Annotated in this window: 22 protein-coding genes; 15 read left to right on the top strand and 7 right to left on the bottom strand. The window is 68.5% G+C overall.

Annotated elements, in window-relative coordinates; all coding sequences use genetic code 11:
• Positions 1 to 133 precede the first annotated feature (133 nt).
• Positions 134 to 652: an ankyrin repeat domain-containing protein gene (locus MFF22_RS14290; protein WP_238249635.1), complete on the bottom strand. Its 519-nt coding sequence runs from the start codon at positions 650 to 652 to the stop codon at positions 134 to 136.
• A gap of 39 nt (positions 653 to 691) precedes the next feature.
• On the bottom strand, positions 692 to 3,364 hold the full coding sequence (gene uvrB / locus MFF22_RS14295; RefSeq protein WP_238249636.1) for an excinuclease ABC subunit UvrB: 2,673 nt from the start codon (positions 3,362 to 3,364) through the stop codon (positions 692 to 694).
• A gap of 206 nt (positions 3,365 to 3,570) precedes the next feature.
• On the opposite strand from uvrB, the gene MFF22_RS14300 reads away from it, so the two are divergent.
• From MFF22_RS14300 to coaBC, 4 genes are all read left to right on the top strand, one after another.
• Positions 3,571 to 4,197 (top strand): hypothetical protein, encoded by a 627-nt coding sequence (locus tag MFF22_RS14300; protein ID WP_238249637.1) that lies wholly within the window; start codon positions 3,571 to 3,573, stop codon positions 4,195 to 4,197.
• Positions 4,184 to 4,588, top strand: coding sequence for a transcriptional regulator (locus MFF22_RS14305; RefSeq protein ID WP_238249638.1), 405 nt, complete (start codon positions 4,184 to 4,186; stop codon positions 4,586 to 4,588). Before MFF22_RS14300 ends, MFF22_RS14305 begins: the two co-directional genes overlap by 14 nt.
• A gap of 75 nt (positions 4,589 to 4,663) precedes the next feature.
• Positions 4,664 to 5,386, top strand: coding sequence for a di-trans,poly-cis-decaprenylcistransferase (locus MFF22_RS14310; protein ID WP_238249639.1), 723 nt, complete (start codon positions 4,664 to 4,666; stop codon positions 5,384 to 5,386).
• A gap of 61 nt (positions 5,387 to 5,447) precedes the next feature.
• Complete coding sequence (coaBC, locus tag MFF22_RS14315) at positions 5,448 to 6,731, top strand: bifunctional phosphopantothenoylcysteine decarboxylase/phosphopantothenate--cysteine ligase CoaBC (protein ID WP_238249640.1); 1,284 nt, start codon at positions 5,448 to 5,450, stop codon at positions 6,729 to 6,731.
• A 20-nt stretch (positions 6,732 to 6,751) separates the two neighbouring features.
• Here coaBC and MFF22_RS14320 read toward each other — a convergent pair whose 3' ends face one another.
• A complete protein-coding gene (locus tag MFF22_RS14320) occupies positions 6,752 to 6,985 on the bottom strand; it encodes a hypothetical protein (RefSeq protein ID WP_238249641.1) in 234 nt (77 codons plus the stop codon).
• A 225-nt stretch (positions 6,986 to 7,210) separates the two neighbouring features.
• Here MFF22_RS14320 and MFF22_RS14325 point away from each other — a divergent pair, with 225 nt between their 5' ends.
• From MFF22_RS14325 to MFF22_RS14340, 4 genes are all read left to right on the top strand, one after another.
• Positions 7,211 to 7,630, top strand: coding sequence for an FKBP-type peptidyl-prolyl cis-trans isomerase (locus tag MFF22_RS14325; RefSeq protein WP_238249642.1), 420 nt, complete (start codon positions 7,211 to 7,213; stop codon positions 7,628 to 7,630).
• A 35-nt stretch (positions 7,631 to 7,665) separates the two neighbouring features.
• Positions 7,666 to 9,048: a Wadjet anti-phage system protein JetA family protein gene (locus tag MFF22_RS14330; protein WP_238249643.1), complete on the top strand. Its 1,383-nt coding sequence runs from the start codon at positions 7,666 to 7,668 to the stop codon at positions 9,046 to 9,048.
• Positions 9,041 to 9,664 carry a DUF4194 domain-containing protein gene (locus tag MFF22_RS14335; RefSeq protein ID WP_238249644.1) on the top strand — a complete coding sequence of 208 codons (624 nt, stop codon included), beginning with the start codon at positions 9,041 to 9,043 and terminating at the stop codon, positions 9,662 to 9,664. The genes MFF22_RS14330 and MFF22_RS14335 overlap by 8 nt, the downstream gene beginning before the upstream one ends.
• Before the next feature lie 391 nt (positions 9,665 to 10,055).
• Positions 10,056 to 13,493, top strand: coding sequence for an SbcC/MukB-like Walker B domain-containing protein (locus MFF22_RS14340; protein ID WP_238249799.1), 3,438 nt, complete (start codon positions 10,056 to 10,058; stop codon positions 13,491 to 13,493).
• A gap of 45 nt (positions 13,494 to 13,538) precedes the next feature.
• Here the strand turns inward: MFF22_RS14340 and MFF22_RS14345 are convergent, their stop codons facing one another.
• Entirely contained in the window at positions 13,539 to 13,754 is a 216-nt protein-coding gene (locus MFF22_RS14345; protein WP_238249645.1) for a hypothetical protein, read from the bottom strand.
• Positions 13,755 to 14,153: 399 nt separating this feature from the next.
• Between MFF22_RS14345 and MFF22_RS14350 the strand changes: the two genes are divergently transcribed.
• The 3 genes from MFF22_RS14350 to MFF22_RS14360 are packed head-to-tail and all read left to right on the top strand — an operon-like array spanning position 14,154 to position 16,233.
• The gene (locus tag MFF22_RS14350; RefSeq protein WP_238249646.1) at positions 14,154 to 15,281 is read left to right on the top strand and encodes a S1C family serine protease; all 1,128 of its coding nucleotides are present in this window, start codon (positions 14,154 to 14,156) and stop codon (positions 15,279 to 15,281) included.
• Positions 15,278 to 15,523 carry a hypothetical protein gene (locus MFF22_RS14355; protein ID WP_238249647.1) on the top strand — a complete coding sequence of 82 codons (246 nt, stop codon included), beginning with the start codon at positions 15,278 to 15,280 and terminating at the stop codon, positions 15,521 to 15,523. The genes MFF22_RS14350 and MFF22_RS14355 overlap by 4 nt, the downstream gene beginning before the upstream one ends.
• Positions 15,523 to 16,233 (top strand): J domain-containing protein, encoded by a 711-nt coding sequence (locus MFF22_RS14360; RefSeq protein ID WP_238249648.1) that lies wholly within the window; start codon positions 15,523 to 15,525, stop codon positions 16,231 to 16,233. Before MFF22_RS14355 ends, MFF22_RS14360 begins: the two co-directional genes overlap by 1 nt.
• 161 nt (positions 16,234 to 16,394) lie before the next feature.
• On the opposite strand, the gene MFF22_RS14365 is transcribed toward MFF22_RS14360, so the two are convergent.
• Positions 16,395 to 17,876 (bottom strand): D-alanyl-D-alanine carboxypeptidase, encoded by a 1,482-nt coding sequence (locus MFF22_RS14365; RefSeq protein WP_238249649.1) that lies wholly within the window; start codon positions 17,874 to 17,876, stop codon positions 16,395 to 16,397.
• Between the two features lie 612 nt (positions 17,877 to 18,488).
• On the opposite strand from MFF22_RS14365, the gene clpS reads away from it, so the two are divergent.
• The 4 genes from clpS (at position 18,489) to MFF22_RS14385 (ending at position 23,081) form a co-directional block, all read left to right on the top strand.
• Complete coding sequence (clpS, locus tag MFF22_RS14370; protein WP_238249800.1) at positions 18,489 to 18,857, top strand: ATP-dependent Clp protease adapter ClpS; 369 nt, start codon at positions 18,489 to 18,491, stop codon at positions 18,855 to 18,857.
• A 37-nt stretch (positions 18,858 to 18,894) separates the two neighbouring features.
• Entirely contained in the window at positions 18,895 to 21,375 is a 2,481-nt protein-coding gene (clpA, locus tag MFF22_RS14375) for an ATP-dependent Clp protease ATP-binding subunit ClpA (protein WP_238249650.1), read from the top strand.
• 91 nt (positions 21,376 to 21,466) lie between these two features.
• On the top strand, positions 21,467 to 21,739 hold the full coding sequence (locus MFF22_RS14380) for a hypothetical protein (RefSeq protein WP_238249651.1): 273 nt from the start codon (positions 21,467 to 21,469) through the stop codon (positions 21,737 to 21,739).
• Positions 21,740 to 21,785: 46 nt separating this feature from the next.
• The gene (locus MFF22_RS14385) at positions 21,786 to 23,081 is read left to right on the top strand and encodes a flavin monoamine oxidase family protein (protein ID WP_238249652.1); all 1,296 of its coding nucleotides are present in this window, start codon (positions 21,786 to 21,788) and stop codon (positions 23,079 to 23,081) included.
• Positions 23,082 to 23,344: 263 nt separating this feature from the next.
• On the opposite strand, the gene egtD is transcribed toward MFF22_RS14385, so the two are convergent.
• Together egtD and egtB are read right to left on the bottom strand one after the other, a co-directional pair.
• Positions 23,345 to 24,304 (bottom strand): L-histidine N(alpha)-methyltransferase, encoded by a 960-nt coding sequence (egtD, locus tag MFF22_RS14390; protein ID WP_238249653.1) that lies wholly within the window; start codon positions 24,302 to 24,304, stop codon positions 23,345 to 23,347.
• A gap of 59 nt (positions 24,305 to 24,363) precedes the next feature.
• A complete protein-coding gene (gene egtB / locus MFF22_RS14395; RefSeq protein WP_238249654.1) occupies positions 24,364 to 25,638 on the bottom strand; it encodes an ergothioneine biosynthesis protein EgtB in 1,275 nt (424 codons plus the stop codon).
• Positions 25,639 to 25,809 lie beyond the last annotated feature (171 nt).

Here is a 25,809-nt window from a genome sequence, read left to right on the forward strand (position 1 = left end):
GAAGGGCACCGATACGCCTTCCGTCATTGCGTGCGCAGCGAAGCCATCCAGGGCGGCGGGACGCTTTCGGACGTGACGCTTCCCTGGATGGCTTCGGTGCGCTCGCAAGGACGACAGAGCGAGGGCTTCCGCCTTACTTCCGCGGCGCCCGGTCGAGCTGGTCCGGCGTCGCCTGGGCGCCCATGGCCCGGGCCATGTCCGCAGCGGTTTGACCGGAGGCGTCCCGAACGTCCAGGTCGGCGCCGTGGGCCAGGAGGAGATCGACCATTTCGGTGCGGTCGAACATCGCCGCGGTCATCAGCGCGGTCCGAGTGCCGTCGCCGGTGCCATTCACCTGCGCCCCGTGGGCGAGGAGGAGCTTGGCGATCGTTAGATCGCCCTTGAACGCCGCGCCAGCCAGGGGCGTCTGGCCCCGGTCGTTGGCCAGTTCGGGATCGCCCCCGGCGTCGAGGATAATCCGCGTCGCCTCGGCCTGCCCGTTATAGGCCGCGAGCATCAGCAGACTGTCGCCCTTGTCGTTGCGGAGGTTTGCCGGCAAACCCTGCGCGAACAGTCCGGCAAGCTCCTCCGCATGGCCCATCCGCGCATACTGGAAGACTCGGCCGGCGAAGGCGAGGGTGTCGGCATCGAGTTCGGGCTTGGGCTCGGTCATCGTCGAGGTCTGCTCTCCAGAACGGGGGCGGAGGATCGCTTAGCCACGTTTGCGACCCCCACCGCCCTTGTATTTCGGCCGCTGTCCCCCGAGACCCTGGGTCGAGCGGGGTTTCGGCCGCTCCTGCCAGCCGGCGGATGCCACCGGGAGTTCCCTGTCGGTGCCGGGCCCCATATTGTCGAGGTCCGGCTTGCTGATCCGGCTGCTGCCCCGGGAGCCCTTTGCCCCGTAGCGACCGGCCTCTCGCTCCACGTCGCCCTGCCGGGCCATCGGGTCGTCGGCCACGAGAAGTTCCGTGGCCTGGAGCCGCTTGAGTTCGTCGCGGAGCCGGGCGGCCTCCTCGAAGTCGAGATCGGCCGCGGCGGCCCGCATCCGCTTCTCCAAGTCGGCGAGCACTGCCTTCAGGTTATGCCCGACGGTGATCGCGTCCTTCGCGAGGCCGGTATCGACCTGAACGTGATCGCGCTCGAACACGCTGTTGAGGATGTCGGAGATGCCGCGCTTCACGCTCTGCGGGGTGATCCCGTGCTCCTCGTTGTAGGCGAGTTGCTTCATCCGGCGGCGCTCGGTCTCGGCCATCGCCCGCTCCATCGAGCCGGTGATGTGGTCGGCGTAGAGGATGCAACGGGCATCCGCGTTACGGGCGGCGCGGCCGATGGTCTGCACCAGGGAGGTCTCTGAGCGCAGGAAGCCCTCCTTGTCCGCGTCGAGGATGGCGACCAGGGCGCATTCGGGGATGTCGAGGCCCTCGCGCAGCAGGTTGATGCCGATCAGCACGTCGAAGGCCCCAAGCCGCAGATCGCGGATGATCTCGATCCGCTCCAGGGTGTCGATGTCCGAGTGCATGTAGCGCACCCGGACGCCGTTCTCGTGCAGGTACTCGGTCAGGTCCTCGGCCATGCGCTTGGTGAGGGTCGTCACCAGGGTGCGGTAGCCGGCCTGGGACACCTCCTTCACCTCGCCCAGGAGGTCGTCGACCTGGCTGCGCGCGGGGCGCACCTCGATCACCGGATCCACGAGGCCGGTGGGGCGGATCACCTGCTCGGCGAAGATGCCGCCGGTCTGCTCCATCTCCCACTTGCCCGGCGTCGCCGAGACGTGGATCGATTGGGGGCGCATCGCGTCCCATTCCTCGAAGCGAAGGGGGCGGTTGTCGAGGCAGGAGGGAAGGCGGAAGCCGTATTCCGCCAGCGTCGCCTTGCGGCGGAAGTCGCCCCGGTACATGCCGCCGATCTGCGGAACGGTGACATGGCTCTCGTCGGTGAAGACGAGGGCGTTGTCGGGCATGTACTCGAACAGGGTCGGCGGCGGCTCGCCGGGTTTCCGGCCGGTGAGGTAGCGGGAATAGTTCTCGATGCCGTTGCAGGAGCCGGTGGCCTCGATCATCTCGATGTCGAAGGTGCAGCGCTGATCGATGCGCTGGGCCTCGATCAGCCGGCCCATCTTGGTCAGTTCCTCGATGCGGCCGTTCAGCTCGTTCTTGATCCCCTTGATCGCCTGCTGCAGCGTCGGGCGCGGCGTGACGTAGTGCGAGTTCGCGTAGACCTTCACGAACTTCAGGTCGCTGATCTTCTTGCCCGTCAGCGGATCAAACTCGACAATGGATTCGACCTCGTCGCCGAACAGGCCGATCCGCCAGCCGCGATCCTCCAAGTGGGCGGGCCAGAGCTCGATCACGTCGCCGCGCACCCGGAAGGTGCCACGGGCGAAATCCGACTGGATGCGCTTGTATTGAAGGGCCACGAGGTCGGCGACGAGCTGGCGCTGCTCGATCCGCTCGCCGAGGCTCACCGTGAACGACATGGCGGTGTAGGTCTCGACGGACCCGATACCGTAGATGCACGACACCGAGGCGACGATGATCACGTCGTCGCGCTCCAGCAAAGCGCGGGTGGCGGAGTGGCGCATCCGGTCGATCTGCTCGTTGATCGACGATTCCTTTTCAATGAACGTATCCGAGCGCGGCACGTAAGCCTCCGGCTGATAGTAATCGTAGTACGAGACGAAGTACTCGACCGCGTTGTCCGGAAAGAACGCCTTGAACTCGCCGTAGAGCTGCGCGGCGAGCGTCTTGTTTGGGGCAAGGATCAGCGCCGGGCGCTGCGTCTCCTCGATGATCTTCGCCATCGTGAAGGTCTTGCCCGAGCCGGTGACGCCGAGCAGCACCTGATCGCGCTCATGCTGCTTCACGCCGTTCACGAGTTCCGCGATTGCGGTGGGCTGGTCGCCCGCGGGGGAGAACTCCGACTTCAGGACGAACTTGACGCCGCCCTCAGATTTCTGGGGGCGCTCCGGCCGGTGCGGGGTCCAGGTCTCACCGTTCTTGAAGAGCGGGTTGCCCTCGGTCAGGAGCCGCTCGAGCGCCGTCACCGTGGCCGAGGCCCCTCCATCCGCCACGGGTTCCCCATCCGGTGCTCCGGCGGGGACGGGGCCGTCCTCCGGCCCGGCGAGGCCGAGGGCCTGGGCCAGCTTCGGATCGATCTCCGCCGCGGCGCCGACCGTATATCCGGCCTGGGGCGCCTCCGCGAAGCCGCCCGTCGCCTTTTTCCTACCCGCGGGCTTGCCGGGCCGCGCGCCGCCCTGGTCGGGGGATTTCGGCCGCTCACGGTTGAGCGCCGGGCTCAACAGCGCAGCCAGGTGGCTGTCGAGGGGCTGCAAGACCGGCTTGTCGGCCTTCGCAGAGGAGACGCGGGGCTTTCGGGGAGTCGCCATGGGAGTGATATGGGCCTACGGCGCCGCGGGACAAAGACCCTCGTCCGGCCGCTTTGGAAGAGTGTCGGCGTCCGGGCAAGCCTGGACCGGAGGCATTTCGCGCCGCATCCGGCCGTGCGAAAACCGATTTGCGGTTTTCCGTTTGGCCGCTTGCGACTGAACTGGCCCCGCGATACTTCGTTTCCGCAGGGTTGCGAAGCGCGGGGATGAGGCAGGTGCACGACCTCGACAAGGCGCTGGCCGATATCGTGGCGATCCGCACCCAGATCGCCCGTGATACGGCGTTCCGGGGCCTGGGCTCCGCCACCGTGGCGGCCACGGGCGGAATCGCCCTGGCCACGGCCTGCGGACAGGCCTACTGGCTTGGCGAGCCGAATGCCCGCCCCGGCCTGTTCTTCGCCATCTGGATCGCTGCCGCGCTCGTGGCCTTCACCCTGATCGGCGTGGAGGCCCTTCGGCGGACACGGCGGCTCCATTCAGGCCTCGCCGACGCGATGGTCCTCAGTGCCATCGAACTGTTCCTTCCGGCTGCGGGCGCGGGTGCCTGCCTTGGGCTGGTCATCGCCCGTTTCGCCCCCGACGAGGTCTGGATGCTTCCGGGCCTGTGGCAGATCCTCGTGGGCCTCGGGCTGTTCTCCTCGTCCCGGATCCTGCCCCGGGCCGTCCAGGGTGTCGGCGCGTGGTACCTGCTGGCCGGCCTCGCGGTCATCGCCGTATCCGCGAGCACGCAATCCCTTTCCGCCTGGACGATGGGCCTGCCCTTCGTCGCTGGGCAGGCGGCGCTGGCGGCCATCGTCCAGCGGGCCGCGGGAGGCACCGATGCCGATCTCTGACGGCGTGAAGGGGCGCTTCTCCTACGAGGGTCTCGACCGCGTCATCCACGAGAAGGCGCGGCTCAGCGTGCTGACGTCCCTGGCCGCCCACCCGAAGGGTCTTCCGTTCCCGGACCTCAAGCGTCTTTGCGGGCTGACCGACGGCAACCTCAGCCGGCACTTGTCCGTTCTGAACGAGGCCGACCTCGTGAGCCTCGAAAAGGGCGTCAGTCAGAACAGGCCTCAGACTGTTTGCCGATTGACGAACAGTGGCCGTGAACGTTTCGTGGGTTACCTCGCCGTGTTGGAACAAGTCGTCCGCGATGCGGCGGAGGCCGCTGAGCGTTCCTCCGAGGCGGGGCGGCCGAATGCAGGGCGGCCAAGCCTCGGTCCGCTCACAAAACCGGCCTGACGCCGCCACTTCCCGAAGGCAGTCCGCACGCCACCGATGCTCCAAGCCACCGCAGCCACGTCCGGAGACTTTACGATGCAAAGCGAAGCGGCGCCCCGGGCCCTGCACGCCGCCATCATCATGGACGGCAACGGCCGCTGGGCGACGGGTCGGGGGCTGCCTCGGATCGCGGGGCACCGCCGCGGCGTCGAGGCCATTCGCAAGACAGCCGAGGCCTGCCCGGACCTGGGGATTGGGACCCTGACCCTTTACGCGTTCTCCGCCGACAACTGGCAGCGGCCGGCCGATGAGGTCGGCGGGTTGATGCGACTCCTGCGCAGCTATTTGCGCAACGAGACGCAGCGCCTCGCCCGGACAGGAACCCGCCTCAGCGTCGTCGGCCGCCGGGACCGTCTTCCCGCCGGCATCCCCGAGGCCATCGCGGCGGCGGAGGAGGCGACGGCGGCGGGCGGCCGCCTTCATCTGCGGATCTGCGTCGATTACTCGGCCAGGGACGCGATCATCGCGGCGGCCCGACGGCTCGAAGGGGCCGAGGCGACCCGCGAAAGTTTCGGCGCCATGGTGGCCGGCGAGATGCACGGGTCCCCCGTGGAGGTCGATCTGCTGATCCGCACCGGAGGCGAGAAGCGCCTGTCCGATTTCCTCCTGTGGGAGGCGGCCTATGCCGAACTGCACTTCACCGACCGCATGTGGCCCGATTTCGGCGAAGAGGATCTCGCAGCGGCCGTGGCGGATTATGCCTCGCGCGACCGGCGCTTCGGGGGTTTGAAGTCGTCACGGGTGATGGTCGCGGCCTGAGGCCGTTCCCCGGCCCGATGGCGGCTTGACGCTGCCACCGGGAGGCGCAGAGGCTAGACGCATGAGCCTTCCCCTCGCCCGCCGCCGGATTCTCCTCGTCATCGGTGGGGGAATTGCCGCCTACAAAGCCCTCGACCTGATCCGCCGTCTGCGGGAGCGGGGCGCGAGCGTGTGTCCGGTGCTCACGGCCGGTGCCCAGGAATTCGTGACGCCCCTGGCCGCCGCCGCCCTGGCGGGGGAGCGGGCTCATACGGACCTGTTCGACCGGGCGTCGGAGGCCGAGATCGGCCACATCAAACTTGCACGGCAGGCGGACGCGGTCGTCGTCGCCCCCGCCACCGCTGACCTGATGGCGCGCATGGCCGGGGGGCATGCGCCCGACCTTGCCTGCACGATCCTCCTCGCGACCACCCTGCCGATCCTCATTGCCCCGGCGATGAACGTGAAGATGTGGGCGCATCCCGCTACGAAGAGGAACCTCGCCACGCTTCAAGGGGATGGCGTGCGTGTCGTCGGCCCCAATGCCGGGGCCATGGCGGAGCCCGAATCGGGACCCGGCCGGATGGCCGAACCCGTCGAGATCGCCGACGCTCTCGTGGAAATGCTGGATGAGGCCGCGAACAGGGCGCAGGGCCTCGGTTTTCTGTCGGGCCGGTCGGCGCCGACTCGCCCGCGGCCGCTCGAGGGGCGCCGCGTCCTCGTGACCTCCGGCCCGACCCACGAACCCATCGATCCCGTGCGTTACCTCGCCAACCGCTCGTCGGGCCGGCAGGGCCACGCCATCGCCGAGGCGGCGGCGCAGGCCGGGGCCGCGGTGACGCTCATCTCTGGGCCGGTTGCCCTGCCCGATCCGCCCGGGGTCGCGGTTGTCCGCGTTGAGACGGCGCGGGAGATGATGGCGGCGGTCGAGGCGGCGCTCCCGGCCGAGATCGCGGTCTTCGCCGCGGCCGTGGCCGACTGGCGCCCCGAGACGGAGGCGACGGACAAGAAGATCAAGAAGGACGGCTCCGGTCCCGCCCCCCTCGCGCTGGCGGAAAATCCCGACATCCTGTCGACCATCGCCCACCGGAGCGAGGGGCGCCCCGGCCTCGTCGTCGGCTTCGCCGCGGAGACCGACTCGGTCCTCGAACACGCCCGCGCGAAGATCGCCCGGAAGGGCTGTGATCTCATCGTCGCCAACGACGTTTCCGCCGAGGGGGCGGTAATGGGTGGGGCGGAAAACGCCGTCCACCTGATCGGGCGGGACGGATCCGTGGAATCCTGGCCGCGGGCGGCGAAGGAAGAGGTCGCGCGCCGGCTGGTGGCCCGCATCGCCGAACTGCATCCGGCCGTCGGGCCCGACTGAATTCGGTGCCCCTGCGCGACTCAGGCGGCCTGCAGAAAATCGAACTCCGACAGGGCGGGCTCTTGCGCAGGAGCGTCGAGCGCGGCCGTCAGGGCTTCGACCAGCAGCGCGATCCGTTCCGGGAACAGCACGGGCGGTTCGAGGCCGAAGGCCGTATCGAGGGCCGGGAGGATGCTCGCGAGGATCGGATGCCGCGACCGCTCCGGGGCCGGGCCGGACGGGACGACGACGGGGAGTGCCCGATAGGCGAGCATGATGGGGGATCGTCCGCAAGGAACGCCCTTCATCCGGGGCGCACGGTCAAGCTGCGCTCCGGCGGTTGAACGGCGGCTGAAGGAATTCCTTACCGGAGGGTTATCCCCAGCTGACGCAGCCCCGCGTCGGGACGGGGAATGTCACCCCCCGCATTGCGTGATGCGGGTCCACGGCACTAGAAGCGCCCGACGGCCGGTGCCTCGATGCCGGCCCAGGGAGAATCCATGCCCCGCCTGTCCCTCGTCGCCGGAGCCGCTTTGATCGCCATGACTGCATCCGCCAACGCCGCCGAGACCGTCACCACGCCCTCCGGGCTGAAGTACAAGGACGAGGTCGTCGGGACCGGCCCCGAACCCAAGGCCGGCCAGCAGGTCACCGTCCAGTACACCGGCTGGCTCGACGAGGGCGGCAAGAAGGGCAAGAAGTTCGACTCGTCCCGCGACCGCAACCAGCCCTTCTCGTTCACCATCGGCGCCGGCCAGGTGATCCAGGGATGGGACCAGGGCGTCATGACGATGAAGCAGGGCGGCAAGCGCACCCTCATCATCCCGCCGGAGCTGGGCTACGGCGCCCGCGGTGCCGGCGGCGTGATTCCCCCGAACGCCACTCTGATCTTCGACGTCGAACTCCTCGGCGCGAAGTAAGTCAGTCGGCTGCGCGGGCGTAGGACTCCGTTTCCATGCTGTTCGCGCAGCTGTCCGACGACCTCTTCCGGCCCCTGGCATCGCCGAGCCGCGCCTTCAATGCGGCTCTGCTGCTGCACCTGCACCGGCGGGTGCTCGGCGCCGAGCCCGTGCGCAAGGCCGAGCTCCTCGCCGAGATCGGTGACTTCGCCGCCGGCTGGAGCGAACCCGACGTCCACGGCGACGAGCCCGTTCCCCCGGACCCTACAGAGCGCCGGGCCGTGCCCTACCGCCGTTTGGTGGAGTGCGGATGGCTGATCGAGCGCCGGGAACGGTACGTACCGGTGGTCGAATTCGACCCCGAGGCACGCCTACTCCTTGAGGAATTGTCTCGGCTCGAACGGGGCGAGACGCGCTCCTACGGCGGCGCCGTGCTCGATGTCCTCGGCGGTCTCGAATCGGCCCTTGCGGATCCGGCAAACCGATCGGAAGCCCTAGCCAACGCGGCCCGCGCCGCAGACGGCTTCCTTGCCCACGTCAGGGGCCTCGCGGCCGGCATGCGCAAGGTCGAGGAGCGCATCCTGCGCGAGCCCGACCGGGCGGCCTCGTTCCGCCTGTTCTTCGAGGAATTCGTCGAACGCCACCTCATCCGCGACTACCGGACGTTGCATACGCGGTTCAACCCGTTCCGATTCCGGGCGAGCGTCGTGCGGCTCGCCCACCGGGCGCTCGGCGATGCCCTGGGCGTGCGCGCCCTGGCCGAGGGAGCGGTGCGCGAGGGGCGGGCGGCCGATCTTGTGGCGGGTGAGAGGACGGTGCGGGCCGACCTCGCGCAGATCCTCACGGTGTTCGAGGGGCTCGACAGCCACCTCGACGCCGTGGACGCCGTGGTCGTCCGCCTGGAGCGCCGGATCGGCGCCACCTTGCGCTACGCGGAGGCGCCCGATCACGGCACCGTCGAGCGGATCGCCGCCCTCCTCCAGGCCGTCGGCGACGAGGACGAGGCGCCCGACGTGCCGGCCGATCTCTCGCTGCTCCGCCCGCCCCTCGGCGAGGCGCATCTGCAGTCGCCGCGGGCGCGGCGAGCGGAAATCTTCATCGAAGCCCTGCCGGATCTCGACATCGACCCGGCCGTCGATGCCTTCGCCGCCGCCAAGGCGGATTTCCGCCGCAGGGTGACGGTGACGCCCGAGCGCGTCCGAGACTTCCTTGAGGCGAAGCTCGCCCGCGGTGCACCCTTGCGCGGTTCGGCCATCGCCATCGCCGACGTGGACGACTTCGTGGTGTTCCAGCGCCTGCGGGAGATCGATCTGCTGTTCGAGGGAGAACTCGCGGGCGCCTACGACGTCACCCATCTCACGGAGCGGCTGATCAACGGCTGGCTCGACTGCCCGGATTTCGTCGTGGCGCGCCGCCGGACGGAGTTAGCCCGTGCTTGAGCCATTCCGCGCCATCATCGACGGCGACGAGCCCCCTCCCCCGGGGTCCCGCGGACCGGATGCCGAGGAACTGATCCGCGCCCTTCAGGTGATGCTGAAGGCACAGGTGATCTATGCCGATACGCCGGGCGTCGGCCGGGCCTACGAACTGGCCCGGCATTATGCCCCGTTCTTCAACGACTACTTCGCCTGTCTGGGCTACGCCCTGACGGTCGCGCACCGGGACCAGATGGTCTCCCTGAGCCCGGCGGCGGATGCCCCCCGCTACGACATCGTCGGCGAGCGCCTGCGCAAGGATGAGACGCTGGTGCTCCTCGCCCTGCGCCTGCTCTACGAGGAGGGGCTTCGCGACGCCCGCGTCGGCACGGACGGCATTGTCGAGTGCACCACGGATGAGATCGTCGAGAAGATCCGCACCGCCGCACGCAACGATCCCCCCGACGAGGGCCGCCTCGGCGAGATCCTGCGCCTGTTCGCCCGCCGCGGCGGCCTGAAGCTTGGCGAGCGCGACCGCATCGAACGCGTCACGCCGCTGGCCCTCCTCCCCGGCCTGACGGTCATCGCCTCCGAGGGTTGGATGGAGCGCCTGCGGGCCTGGGCCGATGCGCGGGGTTGATGCCGCCCGGGAACTCCTCCCTCGCCCTTATCCGGAGGTGCCGTAAAAGTCCGGCGAGGGAAATCTTTCGCTCGCTCGCTCAAGCCGCCGCCGCCGTCTTCGCTGCGCTCGCAAAGACGGTGAGCAGAAACGGTGAGGATTTCGTTGATGGGGATCGCGGGAGTTCCCGTCTTCCTACCCGGCACGATCCGGCCTGATTAGGCTTCGCAAGCCGGCGCTTGACCCCTCCGGGGCGGCACTGCCGCCATTCCGAACGATCCGCGATCGCAGCCGCGCGGCACCCCAGCATCACCCCAACGTCGAGCAGATCCCACGAATGCTATCCCTTGCGTCGCAGCGCGACTCCGGCCAACTGGTCCTGCTCCCCAAGCCGGTGGGCGGATGGCATCCTTTGTACCTGCTGACCGATATCGCGATCTCGAACTGGTATCTGATCCGCCGTGAGCAGATCAGGATCCGTGGGGCTGCGGCCCTCGTCGGACCCACCGGGGCGGGGAAATCTACGATCTTCGACGCCGTGGGCACGGTCTTGGCGGGAAACAACGCGAGCCGCCTCGCCCTGAACGCGTCGGCCTCCGGCCGCAGCGCTCGGACGGTGCGGGACTATTGCCTCGGATGGATCAGCGACCCGGCGGAGGGTGGCCGTCCCACGCGGGAGGCCTGCGAGACCATCCTCTCCCTTACCTTCGAGAACCCCTCCTCCGGCCGGGTCGTGACCGCCGGCCTCGCCCTGGCCGCCCGGGCCGACGAGGCGAAGGAAACCGTGCTGTCGCGCTATATCGCCGTCGGCCACCGGTTCGCGATCAGCGACTACGCGCGCTCCAACGCGTCCGGCACCTACACCGCGCCGTGGTCCGAGATCGCCGCCGACCTCAAGGCCAAGGCTGAGAGCTTTACCGAGTACCGGACATCCGGCGAGCGTTTCACTGCAGACCTTCTTTCCGCCCTGCGCGAGGGGGCTCCGGCGCCGGAACCCCGGCACTTCCTGCGCAGCTTCGCCAACGCTGTGGCGTTCAAGCCGATCTTCGACACGAGCGCCTTCGTCCGGGCCTTCGTCCTCGATCCCGAACCCCTGAACGTCGACCGGGTGCGCCAGTCCATCGCCACGTGGAAGTCGCTCCTCGATACCCTGGGTGAGTTGGAAACGCGGCTGGTACGGCTGCGCCGCCTGCGCGACCGTTACGAGGCCTGGGGCGAGGCCGTGATCGCCTCGGCCGAACACGAACTGCGCGCCTCCGCGGCCGAACTGCGCCGCCGCAGCCTCGATCTCATCGCCGTCCGGCAGAAGCTGCGGGAGGGCGCGGACGCCCTTCGTGTAGCCCGGGAGCGGGTGACGGACAGCCGCGGCTTCGTGCGCGACATCGATCGGGAGATCGCCGAGAAAAAGGCCCTCAAGGCGGGGCAGGCGGCCGGAGACAGGCTCAACGCGGCCGATCTCGGCCTCTCCATGCTGGACCGCGACAGGAAAGAGTTCGCCGCCCGCGTGGCGGACCTCGTGTCGCTCGTGGGGCAGATGGCACGCATGCAGTCGGTGGCGCCTGTCCTGCGGCCGGTGGCACCTCAGGCGGCCCGCCTCGCCGAGGCCTGCGCCCGGGCCAGCCTGCGGAAGGACACGCCCCCCGACGAGATCCTTCGCGCCGATGGCCTGCTGGCGGAACTGATCGACGGGCTCGCCCGGCTCGCTCCCTTCGACGAAGCCCTGGAACGGGCGGCGGAGGACGCGGCGCTGAAGGCCCGCAGCGCCGAGGCCGAGGCCGAGCGGACCGCGCCGCGCCCCGGGGCCGGCGCGGGGGCGCGGCTGTCCTCGGACACCCTCGCCTTCCGGGTCGAATTGGAGCGGAAGGGTATCGAGGCCGTCGCGATCTGCGAGCGGGCCGAGATCGTGGACCCGACCTGGGGTCCGGCCATCGAAGCTCTCCTCGGGCGTGCCCGCGAGGCTCTGATCGTCGAGCCGGATCGCCTCGAGGAGGCCTTCGGCGTGCTCCAGGCGGGGCGGGACCGGTTCCACCGCTGCATTCTGGTCAAGACCACCGATACCGCCCGGCAGCGCGCCCGCTACGACGACGATGGCGCCATGTCCGTCATCCAGACGGGCGATCCCCATGCCCGCGCCTTCCTCGGCGTGCGCATCGGCGGCTACGACCTCGCCCGTAACGACGCCGAGCTCGCCTGCCTGTCCCGGGCCGTGGCACCGAGCGGACGCACCACCGCCGGCATGGCCTACTCGGTCACGCGCAGCGTCGATCTGATGATGACCCGCGGCCATCGCGGCCCGACGCCGGAGAGTCGTCGCGTGCACGAGGCGGCGGCGGCCGAGGCACGGCGTCTGCGCGGCGAGGCGGCAGTGCTCCGGGAGGCCGCGCGCTCGGCTGCGGCGATTCGGGCCCGGATCGAACGCGGCCTCGACGATGTGGATACCCTGCGGAGTGAACTCGACGGGCTGGAAGGCCGCCGCCGCACCCTGCAGACGGAGCGCGCCGAGATCGTCAAGCGCGATACCGGCGGCCTCGATGCGGAGATTGCCGCGCTCAATGCCGAGCGCGTGGCCTATCTCCGGGAGCTATCGGAAGACCTGGAGCCTAAGCTCGACCGCCTGCTCGCCGAAGACGCGGCCCTGAACGCCCGCGTCGGCACGATGCGGGAGGCCGCCCGCGCCGCCGGGGCCGCCCGGCGGGCCGCCCTCCGTCACTACGTCGGCGGCGATGCGGCACGGGTTCGCGTAGCGCGGATGGAGGTGTTCGATCCCGCCGTCGTCGCTGCGGCGCGGAAGGCTCTGGCGGGGCTCGATCCGAAGGGGGCCGGCGCCCTTGCCGCGGCGGAACGCAGCCGTGCCCGGGAGGCAGCCGAGGCGGCCCGATCCCACGGCCGCGTCGCCGAGCGCGAACTCGCGGAGGCCTGCGCCACGTGGCGAATCGAGAACCCGCTCCGGCCCGGGGACGTGCCGGCCATCGAGGGCTTCGCCTGGGTCCGGCGCGAATATGAAGCGGTTGAGGGGCACGAATTGCGTCGCTACCGGGACCAGGCAGCCCGGGCCGAGGCTGAGATGCGCCGGCTGATGACCGAGGACCTCCTGGCCCGCCTCGCCGACCGGTTCGAGCGGGTGCATACCCGCCTCGCCGCCCTTAACGAACGGCTCTCCGCCCGCTCCTTCACGGGGCAGACCTACGCCTTCGAGGCGGCGGTGGACCGGCGCTACGCCGCGGTCCACGCCCTGGCCGTCGAGGCGGCCCGCTCACCGGAGGCGGCGCAGGCCCTGCTGACCGGCGAGGTGGAAGGCCCGATGGCCTCCGCCCTCGCGGAGATCACCGCGCTGATCGCCGGGGAGGAGGACGCGAACCGGCTCGCCGACTACCGGAACTACTTCGTCTACGAGATCGGGATGAAGGACCGGGCGGGCAACCGCACCACCATGTCGGCCAGGGCCCTGCGCGGATCGGGCGGAGAGGCGCAGGCTCCGTTCTACGTCGCCATCGCGGCGTCCCTCGCCAGCGCCTACTATCCCGGCGACCGGCCTGGGGCTGAGCACCCGGGCCTGGGGCTATGCCTCTTGGACGAGGCGTTTTCGAAGCTCGACGTACGCAACAGCCAAGCGTTGGTGGATCTCTACCGGGCCTGGGGACTGCAATTGTTGATTGCCGCCCCTGAGGACAAGCGCACGACCTTGACCGAAGTGATGGACACCATCGTAACGGTCTACAAGAGCCCGGACCTCAGCGCCGTGCGGATCGAGTCCGAGCATCCGCTGGAGGCGGCCCGGCGCGCCCTGCACGCCATCAACCCCGATCACCGGGGGATCGACGGCTTCCGGCAGCAGGATGCCGCCGAGTAGGCGGAGGGTGCGGGGCGGGATCGCCGTCCCCGCAATCCCCATCGTTCAGTTCAGGTAGGTGCGGATCCAATTCGGAGAGAGGATCTCGCCCTCCTCCGTGATGATCCAGGGCTGCTTGGCCGGATCGGTGAGGGCACCCGCTGCGGCGGCGATGGCTTCGCGCAGGGTGCCGTACCGCTCCGGCTGAGCCGCGGGGGCGCTGGCCGGGGCCGTGCGCCAGATCGTCAGGTCGGCAGGCCGTTCGAGGGCTTCGGTTTCCATGATCGTATACTCTTCCTTCCGAGAACGCAGACGACGTCAGGAACGCCGTCCCGCCGCACATCCGGTCGGGACCGCGGCAGTAATTACGCTGCAAATACAAGCTTCCGTGAGGCAGCTTTGAGTTCAATCCGCGCCACATTTCCGGCTGCCTCCACCATCACGGCAGAGGTGTGGCAGCGCTATAATGCCACGACAGGATTTGGGGGCTCGATCACTCGACTGCACTTGCGATGATTGTCACACCCGAAACATGACCATTCCGTTAGCTACCCTGATTGCGTTGCATCGCCTGTAGCTGCCGCGCATCAGCGTACTGGACCTTGTTGACGCTTCGAACCTGAACGCGCACTTAAGGCTTCGCCATTCCCCTTCGCCTAGCCCATCTCCCCGGAGTATCCCGTGCCGGACCGCACCAGACGCCTCGTGCTCGCGCTGGTCCTGCTGTTCCTCGGACTGGCGGTCGCGCAACCCTACGTCGTGCCCCTGCTCTATTCGGCGAGGACGCCACGGGTGGTGGCGGCCCGGGGCGACCTGGCGGATTCGGAGAAATCGACAATCGCGCTGTTCGAGCGGGCGAGCCCTTCGGTCGTTCACGTCTTCGCCCAGTCTGCAGCCCAGGATCGCGGGCTCCTCGATATCGAGAACGAGGGTGAGGAAGGCGGCACACAGACCGGCACAGGGTTCGTGTGGGATGCCGCCGGACATATCGTCACCAATACCCATGTGGTGCAGGCCGCCGCGCAGTCCGGAGGGTCGGTCTCGGTGCGGTTGAGTTCGGGCGAGGTGGTGTCCGCGACGCTCGTGGGCATGGCGCCGTCCTATGACCTCGCGGTGCTGCAACTCGGGCGCGTCTCGCACCTGCCGCCTCCCCTGGCGATCGGCACCTCGGCGGATCTGAAGGTCGGCCAAGCCACTTTCGCCATCGGCAATCCGTTCGGCCTCGACCACACCCTCACGACGGGGGTGATCAGCGCCGTTCGCCGCCGCATGCCCACCAGCGAGGGGCGGGAACTGTCCGGCGTCATTCAGACCGACGCGGCGATTAATCCCGGCAATAGCGGCGGCCCGCTCCTCGATTCTGCCGGTCGGCTGATCGGCGTCAACACGGCCATCGTCTCGCCTTCCGGGGCGAGCGCCGGCATCGGTTTCGCGATCCCGGTGGACGTCGTGAACCGGGTTGTTCCCGAACTGATCCGCGCGGGGCGGGTGCGCAATCCGGGCATCGGCATCATCGCCGGCCAGGAGGCCACGGCGGCCCGGCTCGGGATCGACGGCGTGGTGGTCCTCCGGGTCCTGAGGGGCTCGCCGGCGGCGCAGGCTGGCCTGCGGGGCGTCGATGCGCAATCAGGGACCATCGGCGACGTCATCGTCTCGGCAGACGGCAACGACGTTCATCGTCTCGCCGACCTCACGGCCGCCATCGCTCAAGCCGGCATCGGGGCGACGGTGGAACTCGGTGTCCTGCGGGACGGCCGGCTGCGGAAGGTCCGCGTCGGAACTACGGATGTCGCGGAGAACCGGCAATGAGACGCCTTGTGCCGATTGCCCTCGTCTTACTGCTGCCGGGCGTGGCCACTGCCACGGAGCGGGAGGCTCAACGGCAAATCTGCGCGAAGGATCTGCCGGAGGGCGCCCACCTGTCCGCCCTTCCCGCCTGCGCCGAGACACCACCGCGCAAAGCCGACGGCCATGGTTTTCGCGATCTCGGAAACGGCGTCTCCGTGCGGATCGGCGGCAGGGTCGGTGCCGAATATGGCGTGAGCCGCTGATGGTCCTCGCTTTGGGACTGATCGGTTGCGCCGTGGCGTGGTGGCTCTCGAAGAAGCACGGGGGGTTCGGTGCCGCCGTCGCCGCGTTTCCCCGGCACCTCATCGCGGGGTGGGCCGCCCTCGCCGGGGCGGGGATGCTCCTGCTCCACGGGAACCTGCTCCTTGCCGCGTTGCTCGGGATCGGCGGCCTGTGGAGCCTCGAAGGGCCCGCGGGCCTGGGGCGGCGCCTGCGAAGCGTGATGCCCACGCGAGCGACCTCCGAGAAGCGGATCCGCACCCGGTTGATCAGCATCGTGATCCTGCCGGACGGGAGCTTTGCCGGGGGGCGTGTTCGCTCGGGCCCCCTGGGCGGCGCGCGGCTCGACGCGCTCAACCTGTCCGCCCTCGTGGCCCTTCTCGGCCTTTGCCGGGGCGAGGATCGCGAAGGGGCTACGATCCTAGAGACTTATCTCGACCGCCGGGCGCCCGGATGGCGTGTAGACGCTGAGCGCGATGGAGACCCGTGGGCGGGCGCTCCGGCGAAGCCAGGGGCGATGCCGCAAGAGCAGGCGTACCAGATCTTGGGGCTTGAGCGCGGGGCGTCCACTGAGGAGGTCCGGTCGGCCCACCGCACGCTCATGAAGCGCGCCCACCCCGACCAGGGGGGGAGTGCCGAGTGGGCGGCGCGTGTCAACGCGGCCCGGGATCGATTGCTGAACCGACATCGCTGAACTCCACGCGCGTTGCCAGGTTGCGTCCATAGCGCCGGCTGGTCCCTGAAGGAGCCGGATCTCACTTACTCGCGGCGCACTGCCTGTCGGCACCGGTTCGCCTGCGAGCTTCACCATGATGCTGAACGAAATGTCTTGAAGGCCCGTTTCCAGCGGGCCCGTCAGCTGCGGGTGGCGAAGCAGCTGAAGCCGCTGCGCTTGAGCGCGAGGCAGGCATCCTGCGCCGAATCCTGCTCGGAGAAGCCCGAGAAGCGGGCGCGGTAGAGGGTGGCGCCGCCGTGCTCGACCTTCACCGTGTAGGGGGCGGCCTTGGCGAGGCTGCCGCCGACCTTGGCGCGGGCCTGGGACAGCATCGAGCGAGCCTTGTCCTCGTCGTCCATGGCGCCGAGTTGGATTACCCAGGCCGAGGGCGTCACCTTCGACCCGGCGAGGGGCTTGGGCGGATCGTCCCGCTCGTTGGAGCCGACCCGGGCGATGATCTTGCCGCTGCCGGGGAAGGACGGCGACGACGCCTGCGGAGCATAGGCCTGGGCGGCCTTCGGGAGGGTCGGGGCGGCGGAGACACGGCCGGCGCCGGGGGTCGTCGTGCGCGAAGGCGAGATATCGAGGGGCTCGCCCGTCGAACTCGTGGTCTCGACGTCCTCGTCGTCGGCGGAAGCGACCTGCGTCTGCGTCCGGGACACCGCGTCAGCCACGACGGCGGGGCGGGCGCGCTCGGCCACCTCGACCACCGGCGCGGCGGTGCGGGCTCCGGCATAGGCGCGCGGCAGGTTGCTGCGCACGAGTTCGGCCATGATGTGGTCACGGCTGGCACCAGACCGGCCGCCGAGGACGATCGCCACGATCTGGTGCCCGTCGGACTTCGCCGCAGTCATCAGGTTGAAGCCCGAGTCGCGGGTGTAGCCGGTCTTGATACCGTCCACGCCCTCGACGTTGCCGAGGAGGTGGTTGTGGTTGCCGATGACCCGGCCGCGGAAGGCAAAGGACCGGGTCTGGAAGTAGCGGTAGTAGCGCGGGAAGCGGTCCTGGATCGCCCGGGCGAGGATCGTGAGATCGTGGGCGGTGGTGAGCTGCTCAGGGTCGGGCAGGCCGGAGGCGTTGGCGTAATGGGTCCGGCTCATGCCCAGGGCATGGGCCTTGGCGGTCATCATCTGGGCGAAACGCTCCTCGGAGCCGCCGATGTTCTCCCCGATGGCGCAGGCCACGTCGTTGGCCGACTTCGTCACGATCGCCTTGATCGCGTCCTCGACGGTGATCGTCTGGCCGGGACGGAGGCCGAGCTTCGACGGGGCCTGCGCGGCGGCGTGGGCGGAAATCGAGAGTTCGGAATCGAGGGCGAACTTACCGCGCTCCATCTGCTCGAAGAGCATGTAGAGCGTCATCACCTTCGTGATCGACGCGGGATGCCGCAGGGCATCCTCGTTCACGGCGTGGAGGGTCTTGCCCGTCTTGGCGTCGACGACCATCGCCGCGTACGGGGGATTGTAGCCGCCCCCCGTCGCGTGGCGGGCATGGGCCGCATGCCGATGATGGCGCCCGCGCCGGGCATCGGCCGGAGACGTCAGTGCCGTGAAAACCGCTACCGCAGCGAGCGCAGCCGGGACCGCGCGAGCCGTCCGACCGGGTACTACAACCATACGCATGCGCCCGAACGCCCTTGCCGTGCCGGTTCCGCACCGGCCCCCGCCCCCTTGAGGACGCCCGCCGTCGTGGTGCGCCCGCATCCCCAGAACCATGCGGCGGTGCGGTTACGGGCCGGTTAATCGGATCGGTCTCCGATGCATTTCGCTCAACTCTCAGGAGTGCTTGACGCTGGCCGACGCGGCGCGGAAACTCACAACTCGCCGGATGCCCACGAACACCGGCGGGTCCGCAAAGACCCTTTGAAGGAGGCGCACGATGCAGCAGCCCCTTGCTTCTCCGCTGGCCGGCGTCTCCTGGATGCATGCCCCTCCGGCCCGGCATCCCGCGCGCCGTCACACCCCGTGAGAGCGGGTTTGCCGCCGATCGTGCGGGATCGTCGCACCGGCGTGCTTCGCCGCACGGAAACGGGCTGCCTCACCGGGTTCGGCGCCCTATCTGCGGACACGAGCGCGCAGGCGTCTGGCGAAGTCGGCTCACGGTCTGTAGATTGCCTACAGAGCGACGAAGGTTCGGTGGGACATCGCCGATTCCACCGATCGCCGGCGAGCGTCGGGGGATGGCCTGCCCTGCCACAAGGGATCGGTTCGACGGATATGACACGGGTCCCGATGATGGGAACGGAGCACTTGCTGACGAAGTTCAGGGAAACCGCCTCGGGTTCGAGGGAGCCCGGCGGCGATGACCGCTCGAACACGGCGATCATCACACGCACGAAGCCGCGCACGAAGCGGCCGAGTCTTTACCGCGTCCTGCTTCTGAACGACGATTACACGCCGATGGAATTCGTCGTGCTCGTCGTGGAGCGGTTCTTTAACAAGAGCCACGAGGACGCGTACCGGATCATGATGCACGTTCATCAGAACGGCGTCGGTGAATGCGGGGTGTTTACCTATGAGGTCGCGGAGACCAAGGTGACGCAGGTCATGGACTTTGCCCGCAAGCACCAACATCCTCTGCAGTGCGTTATGGAAAAGAAATAGGCGCCGCTCGCGGTAGGCACCAAGACAGAGGCCCGCTTTGCCCAGCTTCTCACGTAGCCTAGAACAAGCCCTCCACCGGGCGCTCGCCCTGGCCGGCGAACGCCGCCATGAATATGCGACGCTGGAGCATCTCCTTCTGGCCCTCGTCGACGATCAGGACGCCGCCGCAGTCATGCGCGCCTGCAACGTCGAGATCGATACGCTGCGCCGCAGCCTCGTGGAATATGTCGATACCGAACTCTCGAACCTGACCGGCGACGGCCGGCAGGATGCCAAGCCCACCGCAGGCTTCCAGCGGGTGATCCAGAGGGCGGTCATCCATGTCCAGTCTTCCGGCCGCGAGGAGGTGACCGGCGCCAACGTGCTCGTGGCGATCTTCGCCGAGCGCGAGAGCCATGCCGCCTACTTCCTGCAAGAGCAGGACATGACCCGCTACGACGCGGTGAACTACATCAGCCACGGCATCGCCAAGCGGCCCGGCGCGAGCGACGCGAAGCCCGTGCGCGGTGCCGAGGACGAGGGTCCCGCCGAGCGCCCGAGCGAGGATGGCGATCCGCGCGGCACCAAGAAGAAGGGCGATGCCCTCGACGCCTACTGCGTCAACCTCAACAAGAAGGCCCGGGACGGAAAGATCGACCCGCTGATCGGCCGGTCCGCCGAGGTCGAGCGGACGATCCAGGTTCTCTGCCGCCGCCAGAAGAACAACCCGCTGCTCGTCGGCGACCCCGGTGTCGGTAAGACCGCCATCGCCGAAGGTCTGGCGCGCAAGATCATCCAGCACGAGGTGCCGGAGGTTTTGGCCGAGGCCACAGTGTTCTCCCTCGACATGGGCACCCTGCTCGCCGGAACCCGCTACCGGGGCGATTTTGAAGAGCGCCTCAAGCAGGTGATGAAGGAGATCGAGGCGCATCCGAACGCCATCATGTTCATCGACGAGATCCATACGGTGATCGGCGCCGGTGCGACGTCGGGCGGCGCGATGGACGCCTCGAACCTCCTGAAGCCCGCCCTTGCCTCGGGGACCCTGCGGTGCATCGGCTCGACAACCTACAAGGAGTACCGCCAGTACTTCGAGAAGGATCGCGCCCTGGTGCGCCGCTTCCAGAAGATCGACGTGAACGAGCCGTCCATCCCGGATGCGATCGAGATCGTGAAGGGTTTGCGGCCTTACTTTGAAGAGTTCCACAAGCTCAAGTACACGACCGATGCCGTGAAGGCTGCGGTTGAGCTGTCCGCCCGCTACATCAACGACCGCAAGCTGCCGGATAAGGCGATCGACGTGATCGACGAGACCGGCGCCTCGCAGATGCTGGTGCCGGAGGCCCGCCGGAAGCGGACCATCGGCGTCAAGGAGATCGAGGCGACCATCGCCACGATGGCGCGCATTCCTCCGAAGACAGTGTCGAAGGACGATGCGGTCGTTCTTCAGAACCTGACGGAGAACCTGAAGCGGGTCGTCTATGGTCAAACCGGTGCCATCGAGGCGCTCACCTCGGCGATCAAGCTCGCCCGGGCCGGCCTGCGGGATCCGGACAAGCCCATCGGCTCGTACCTGTTCGCGGGTCCGACCGGTGTGGGTAAGACCGAGGCGGCCAAGCAGCTTGCGGCGTCCCTCGGGGTCGAGATGCTGCGCTTCGATATGTCGGAGTACATGGAGCGGCACACCGTTTCGCGGCTGATCGGCGCCCCGCCCGGCTATGTCGGCTTCGATCAGGGAGGCCTGCTGACCGATGGCATCGATCAGCATCCGCACTGCGTGCTCCTGCTCGACGAGATCGAGAAGGCACATCCGGATCTGTTCAACATCCTGCTGCAGGTGATGGACCACGGGAAGCTGACCGACCACAACGGCAAGCAAGTCGATTTCCGCAACGTCATCATCATCATGACCTCGAACGCGGGCGCGTCGGATCTGGCGAAGTCGGCCTATGGCTTTACGCAGAGCAAGCGTTCGGGCGACGACGTGGAAGCGATCAACCGGCTGTTCGCACCGGAATTCCGCAACCGTCTCGATGCGATCATCTCCTTCGGTCATCTGCCGAAGGAAGTTGTGGCCAAGGTGGTGGACAAGTTCGTCCTCCAGCTTGAGGCCCAGCTGGCCGACCGGAACGTTACCATCGAGCTGACCGACGAGGCCCGCGACTGGCTCGTGGAGCATGGATACGACGACGCGATGGGCGCCCGGCCCATGGCTCGCCTGATCCAGTCGACGATCAAGACGCCCCTGGCGGACGAGGTGTTGTTCGGACGGCTGAAGGACGGCGGTGCGGTGCGGGTGATCGTGCGCAAGCCGGAAGATGCCGAGGCCAAGGCCGGCGAGAAGGACACGTTAGCCTTCGAGTTCCCGGCCGGCCCCGCGACGCCGAAGCCTGAGAAGGACGTGGCCAACGCCGCCAAGCGCAAGCGCACGAAGCCGCGCTCCGTCGGGCGGAAGAAGACGCCGAAGGACGACAAGGGTGGCGGCGGTTCGGGCGGCGGCGTCAAGACCGTGCCCAAAGTGCCTCTCGTCCGGGCTTGATGACATGCCGGCCGGGGCACGGGCTTCCGGTCGGCGGTCACCCGGTCTATGACCGCCGCGACGCGAATGCGCCGCGGCGTGGAGGCGCCCGATGACGGAAGACCTGCGGGAAGGCCCCCTCACCCCTGTGACTCAGGCGGCTCCTGCGCAAAGGCAGAAGCCGTCGAGCAAGGAATTACGCCGGCAACGCCGCCGCCGCCGTCGCCGGGGCGAGGAGATCCTTGCCTGGGTCCTCGTGCCGCTGATCTGCTTCGGCCTCTACTGGAGTGTCACCGCCGGCTTCGAATTCATGGGGACGTCGCCCGGTCAGGTCTGGGACCAGCTGATGCAGGTCAAAGCGATGATGGAGAAACGGCGCGCCTGACGCGGCTCGGCCGCGCCCGCGTCGAACGAGGCGGGAGCCGCACCCCATGATCACGCGTCGCACCGCCCTCGCCACCGGCTTGTTCGTGGCCATGCCTGCCCTTCTGCGGGCGCAGCCGGGCCCGGTGGCTATCGTCGGCGCGGGGGCAGCGGGGCTTGCGGCGGCAGAGATCCTGCGGCAGGCGCACCATCCCTTCGTGCTTCTGGAAGCGCGCGACCGGATCGGCGGACGCGCTCACACCGACCGGTCCCTCGGCCAGGGAATTCCGTTCGACGCGGGCGCCCAGTACATCCACTGGGCTGAGCGAAATCCCTGGTCCGCCATTGCCCGGGAAACCGGTGCCACCTACACCGATCAGGACGGTTGGGCCCGTACGCTCTTCATCGATGGTCGCCCCGCGACCGAGGCCGAGCGAGCCCATCGCCGCGCGGGTTTCACGGGGCTCGATGCCATCCTCGCCCCGAAAGGCGCCGACGCGTCCCTTGCGGCAGAGGCGAAGGTCGCGGGATCGGACGCCGAAACGGCGACGTCGGGTCTTAGCCGCCTATCCCTGGGTGAGGATCCCGACCGGGTGTCCGCCGCCGATTACGATAGGCTCTGGTCCGGCACCGATCTCTGGGTCGATGGCTATGGCGACCTCGTTGCCCGGCACTTTGCCCATCTGCCAGTCAAGTTGAACTGCCCAGTCTTATCCATCGACTGGTCGGGTCCCGGCATCCGCCTGCAGACGGAACAAGGCACCGTCGAGGCATCGGCCGCCATCGTCACCGTGCCCGTCGGACTCCTCAAGGACGGTTCCCTGGCCTTTCGGCCGAACCTGCCGGACGCATCGCGGACGGCGTTGGCAGGCCTGTCGATGGGAGCCTACACGAAGATCGCCCTGCGCCTGGATCCGGCAAAGGTGGATGCCCGGGCCTTCGGGGACGCGGTGTCCGTGGTCCGCGACGGACCGACGATCTACTTTGAGATGGGCCCCTTCGGCCATCCCATAGCCGTCGCCAATCTTGGCGGCGACCTCGCCCGGGATGTGTGCCGGACCGGGGAAGCGGCGGCCGTGGCTCTGGCGACGGAACGGTTGGGCGCCATCCTGGGCAACCATGCCGCGGGCGCGGTGACCGGCGGCCGTCTCGCCGCATGGTGGACGGATCCCCACGCCCGCGGCTCCTATTCCATCGCGGCTCCGGGGCATGCGGATGCCCGGATCGCGCTGCGCCAGCCGGTGGGCGACCGGCTTTTCTTCGCAGGCGAGGCGCTGGCTGGCGGCGGCGCGATGACGGTGGGAGGTGCGACGCTCGACGGCGAGCGGGCGGCACGCGAAGTGCTGAAGCGGTTCCCCGCCTGACGGCGGCCCCCCAGGTCGATCATGGAGCGAGCGCCGAGAGGGTGTGACGCATGGCTCCGACCGGACGGATCAGCAATTAGTCCTGTCTCGAACGCTCCCGTCTTTGCGAGCGCAGCGAAGCATTTCAGGGCAGTGGAACCTGACCGGATGTGGCGGATCCCTGGATTGCTTCGCTGCGCTCGCGACGACGGAGTGGTCGGGGCGGCGGCCGGTCATGCCATCCGAACCTACCATACCGCCTCCCTCCACCTTGCCGAGGTGCGTCAGTCCCGCCGCAGAATGTGCACGCTGAACAGCGCGTCCGCGTCGGTCCACACTGTCTCGGAACGCCACCCCGCCGTAGCGGCAAGGGCGCGGAAACTGTCGAGCGTGTACTTGTAGCTGCTCTCCGTATGGATCGTCTCGCCTTCGCGGAATGGGAAGCTGTCTCCGCCAATCCGGACGCTCTGATCCTTGCACGAGACAAGATGCATCTCGATCCGCGATGCGTCGGCATTGAAGACGGCGCGATGTCGGAAGGCCTCGAGGTCGAAGTCGCCCCCCAATTCGTGGTTGATCCTCTTCAGGAGGTTCATGTTGAAAGCCGCGGTCACCCCGGCGGCGTCGTCGTAGGCGGCTTCGAGGCGGGGCGTGTCCTTCACGAGATCGACACCGAGGACCAGAAGTGAATCGGGTCCCAGGATCTCACCAAAGCGATCGAGAAGGGTGGCGGCCTCGGCAGGCTCGAAATTACCGACCGTGGAACCGGGAAAGAAGCCGGCCCGGGGCGCCATTCCAACGGTATCCGGCAGGGCGAAGGGTCGGGTGAAGTCGGCCACCACGGGCTCGACGGCAAGGTTAGGAAAGTCCGCCCGTAGGGTCTGCGCCTGAGCGGCGAGAAAATCCCCCGACACATCGACCGGGACGTAGGCCGAAAGCTCCGGCAGGTGCCGAAGCAAACACCGCAACTTCGCCGTCGAACCGCTTCCGAACTCCACGAGGGCCACCGCCTTCGGCAGCAACGCCGCGATCTCCGGTCCTCGCTCATCGAGGATGCCGATCTCCGTACGAGTCGGGTAGTATTCCGGCAACGCCGTGATCGCCTCGAACAGCTCCGAGCCGGCTTCGTCGTAGAAGTACTTCGGCGACAAAGTCTTTTGGGATTTCGACAATCCGGCGCGCACATCCGCCAGGAAGATCGGGTCGGCCGTGACGGCCTCGGGGAAAGTCGGCTTGACGGTCACGGTCGCCTCCGGTTGGCGGACGAGAACGGCTATCGATGGATGGAGTTGCAGCCCGTTCGTCAGGACAGCGGCTCGGCGAGGCGCAGCCCGGTGAATTGCCAGCGCTGATGCGGGTAGAAGAAGTTGCGGTAGGTCGGCCGCGCATGTCCGTCCGGCGTCGCCACTGACGAACCGCGCAGGACGAATTGGTTCGACATGAACTTGCCGTTGTATTCGCCCAACGCCCCGGGCAGCGGCCTGTAGCCCGGATAGGCGAGGTAGGCGCTCCGGGTCCATTGCCAGACGAGGCCATAGGCATCGGGGAGATCCCCGTTTAGGGCGGCCACCTCCCACTCGAACTCCGTCGGAAGGACGCGCCCTGCCCAACGGGCATAGGCATCCGCTTCGTAGTAGCTGATATGGGTGACGGGGGCGTCCGGATCGACGGGGCGCGCGCCGGCGAGACTGGACTGGTGCCAGCCGCCCTCCCCCTGCCGCCGCCAGTAGCCCGGAGCCTCCCAGCCCTGGGCCTGGGCCGCGTACCACCCGTCGGACAGCCACAGGTCCTGCCGCGCGTAGCCGCCGTCTTCCATGAAGGCGAGCCAGTCCCGGTTGCGCACCAGTGCGCGGTCGAGACGGACGGGCAGGATCAGGCAATCGTGGCGGGGCGACTCGTTATCGTAGGAGAAGCCCTCGCCGTCGTAGCCGACGGCGGCGATGCCGCGCTGCAGCGTGACCGTCCCCTTGGCATTGGACGCCGCGGGCATGCGCCACCCGGCATCGTAGACGGGATCGAGGGGGTTCTGCGCGAAGGCGTGCAGGATATCGGTCCAGAGCAACTCCTGGTGCTGTTGCTCATGGAACAGGCCGATCTCAAGGATGGGCAAAATCCGGCCGAGGGCCGCCTCCGACGCCTCGGCGATCAGAGCCTCCACCGCCCGGTCGACATGGGCCCGGTACGCGGCGACCTCGGCGCAGGTCGGCCGGGTGATCAGGCCCCGTTGCGTGCGCGGCTGCCGCGGCCCCGCCGCGACGTAATAGGAATTGAAGAGGTAGTGCAGGCGCTGATCGTGGATCGCGTAGCCCGGGAGATGCTCCGCCAAAAGGAACTGCTCGAAGAACCACGTGACATGCGCCCGGTGCCACTTGGTCGGGCTCGCATCCTCCATGGACTGGATCTGCTGGTCTTCCGGCGACAGGGGTGCTGCCCTGCGCTCGGTCTCGGCGCGGACGGTACGATAGGCTTCGATCCAGGCACTGCGGTCGATGGGCCTGGCGCCAATCGACGGTGGCGGGAAGGACGGCTCGGACCTGTCGGCCCTTCGGCCTGCAGGGAATGCGGCAGTGGCAGCCATGTCGATCCTCCCCCTCACGGCGGATCCCGGAGGTAAAAATTCTCGGCGGACAACTCGACGTGGCAGATAGGTGCGATTGCAACCGTAGCAACGGGGACGCGGCGATTGTGTTGTGCACTATCGGCCAGAGTTCGCTCAGCCATTGCGCCGTCGCCGGTGGATGAATGGGAT

This window comes from Methylobacterium persicinum (assembly GCF_022179525.1).
Classification (GTDB): Bacteria; Pseudomonadota; Alphaproteobacteria; order Rhizobiales; family Beijerinckiaceae; genus Methylobacterium; species Methylobacterium persicinum.

Coding starts and splice junctions, on each gene's coding strand:
- MFF22_RS14290 (WP_238249635.1), bottom strand. CDS start 652: ATGACCGAGCCCAAGCCCGAACTCGATGCCGACACCCTCGCCTTCGCC.
- uvrB (WP_238249636.1), bottom strand. CDS start 3,364: ATGGCGACTCCCCGAAAGCCCCGCGTCTCCTCTGCGAAGGCCGACAAG.
- MFF22_RS14300 (WP_238249637.1), top strand. CDS start 3,571: ATGAGGCAGGTGCACGACCTCGACAAGGCGCTGGCCGATATCGTGGCG.
- MFF22_RS14305 (WP_238249638.1), top strand. CDS start 4,184: ATGCCGATCTCTGACGGCGTGAAGGGGCGCTTCTCCTACGAGGGTCTC.
- MFF22_RS14310 (WP_238249639.1), top strand. CDS start 4,664: ATGCAAAGCGAAGCGGCGCCCCGGGCCCTGCACGCCGCCATCATCATG.
- coaBC (WP_238249640.1), top strand. CDS start 5,448: ATGAGCCTTCCCCTCGCCCGCCGCCGGATTCTCCTCGTCATCGGTGGG.
- MFF22_RS14320 (WP_238249641.1), bottom strand. CDS start 6,985: ATGCTCGCCTATCGGGCACTCCCCGTCGTCGTCCCGTCCGGCCCGGCC.
- MFF22_RS14325 (WP_238249642.1), top strand. CDS start 7,211: ATGCCCCGCCTGTCCCTCGTCGCCGGAGCCGCTTTGATCGCCATGACT.
- MFF22_RS14330 (WP_238249643.1), top strand. CDS start 7,666: ATGCTGTTCGCGCAGCTGTCCGACGACCTCTTCCGGCCCCTGGCATCG.
- MFF22_RS14345 (WP_238249645.1), bottom strand. CDS start 13,754: ATGGAAACCGAAGCCCTCGAACGGCCTGCCGACCTGACGATCTGGCGC.
- MFF22_RS14355 (WP_238249647.1), top strand. CDS start 15,278: ATGAGACGCCTTGTGCCGATTGCCCTCGTCTTACTGCTGCCGGGCGTG.
- MFF22_RS14360 (WP_238249648.1), top strand. CDS start 15,523: ATGGTCCTCGCTTTGGGACTGATCGGTTGCGCCGTGGCGTGGTGGCTC.
- MFF22_RS14365 (WP_238249649.1), bottom strand. CDS start 17,876: ATGCGTATGGTTGTAGTACCCGGTCGGACGGCTCGCGCGGTCCCGGCT.
- clpS (WP_238249800.1), top strand. CDS start 18,489: ATGGGAACGGAGCACTTGCTGACGAAGTTCAGGGAAACCGCCTCGGGT.
- MFF22_RS14380 (WP_238249651.1), top strand. CDS start 21,467: ATGACGGAAGACCTGCGGGAAGGCCCCCTCACCCCTGTGACTCAGGCG.
- MFF22_RS14385 (WP_238249652.1), top strand. CDS start 21,786: ATGATCACGCGTCGCACCGCCCTCGCCACCGGCTTGTTCGTGGCCATG.
- egtB (WP_238249654.1), bottom strand. CDS start 25,638: ATGGCTGCCACTGCCGCATTCCCTGCAGGCCGAAGGGCCGACAGGTCC.